The 1491-nt window shown below is 58.1% G+C and carries 2 protein-coding genes; both read left to right on the top strand.

Features of this window, described 5'->3' with window-relative positions:
- Positions 1-8 precede the first annotated feature (8 nt).
- Positions 9-941 carry an Ig-like domain-containing protein gene (locus L1D22_RS22170; protein WP_345772821.1) on the top strand — a complete coding sequence of 311 codons (933 nt, stop codon included), beginning with the start codon at positions 9-11 and terminating at the stop codon, positions 939-941.
- On the top strand, positions 938-1491 hold a 554-nt coding region (locus L1D22_RS22425), incomplete at its 3' end, for an Ig-like domain-containing protein (protein WP_239831230.1). The genes L1D22_RS22170 and L1D22_RS22425, both read left to right, overlap by 4 nt.

Consider the following 1491-nt stretch of genomic DNA (forward strand, 5'->3'; position numbering starts at 1 on the left):
TACGGGGTATCAGCACCCCGACCATCGATCTGGTGGCGTCGAGCGACAGCGGCAAAGAAGACGCTCACGGCAGCGACACAGACAACCTGACTAACGATACGACGCCAACCTTCACGTTCGGCAACATCGATGATGATGTTGAGAAAGTGGAAGTGTTCAACGGCACGACCTTGCTGGGTGAAGCGGTCAAAGATGCGAATGGCGTGTGGACCTTCACGGCGACAGACGGTCAGCTGACAGAAGGTGCGAACAGCATCACGGTGAAAGCGACGGACGATGCGGGTAATAGCGACACATCAGGCGCACTCGCAGTGACCATCGATACCGACGCGTCGGCGACCATCACAATCGATGATGATATCGCAGGCGACGACATCGTGAACGCAGCGGAAGCGGCTGGTGACGTGACCATTACGGGCACCGTGGGTGGCGACGCCAAACCTGGTGATACGGTGACGTTGACGCTGCAGGCAGAAGGCCAAGACGCGACGACGTACACAGGCACGGTGAAAGCGGATGGCACTTACAGCATCAATGTACCGGGCAGTGCGCTGGTATCGGATGCGGACAGCACCATCGTGGCGAGCGTGAGTGGCACCGATGAAGCGGGCAACCCGTTCACGGCRACGACCGAGGCAAGCGGAGACAACAAAGACGGTGGTTACGAGGTTGATACGGGTATCAGCAMMCCGACCATCGATCTGGTGGCGTCGAGCGACAGCGGCAAAGAAGACGCTCACGGCAGCGACACAGACAACCTGACTAACGATACGACGCCAACCTTCACGTTCGGCAACATCGATGATGATGTTGAGAAAGTGGAAGTGTTCAACGGCACGACCTTGCTGGGTGAAGCGGTCAAAGATGCGAATGGCCCATCGATACGGTCGCGTCGGCGACCATCACAATCGATGATGATATCGCAGGCGACGACATCGTGAACGCAGCGGAAGCGGCTGGTGACGTGACCATTACGGGTACCGTGGGTGGCGACGCCAAACCTGGTGATACGGTGACGTTGACGCTGCAGGCAGAAGGCCAAGACGCGACGACGTACACAGGCACGGTGAAAGCGGATGGCACTTACAGCATCAATGTACCGGGCAGCGAGTTAGTTGCGGATGCGGACAGCACCATCGTGGCGAGCGTGAGTGGCACCGATGAAGCGGGCAACCCGTTCACGGCGACGACCGAGGCAAGCGGWGACAACAAAGACGGTGGTTACGAGGTTGATACGGGTATCAGCACCCCGACCATCGATCTGGTKGCGTCGAGCGACAGCGGCAAAGAAGACGCTCACGGCAGCGACACAGACAACCTGACTAACGATACGACGCCAACCTTCACGTTCGGCAACATCGATGATGATGTTGAGAAAGTGGAAGTGTTCAACGGCACGACCTTGCTGGGTGAAGCGGTCAAAGATGCGAATGGCGTGTGGACCTTCACGGCGACAGACGGTCAGCTGACAGAAGGTGCGAATAGCATCAC

Origin of the sequence: Vibrio sp. Isolate34, assembly GCF_022397915.1 — a bacterium.
In the GTDB taxonomy this organism is placed as follows: Bacteria; Pseudomonadota; Gammaproteobacteria; order Enterobacterales; family Vibrionaceae; genus Vibrio.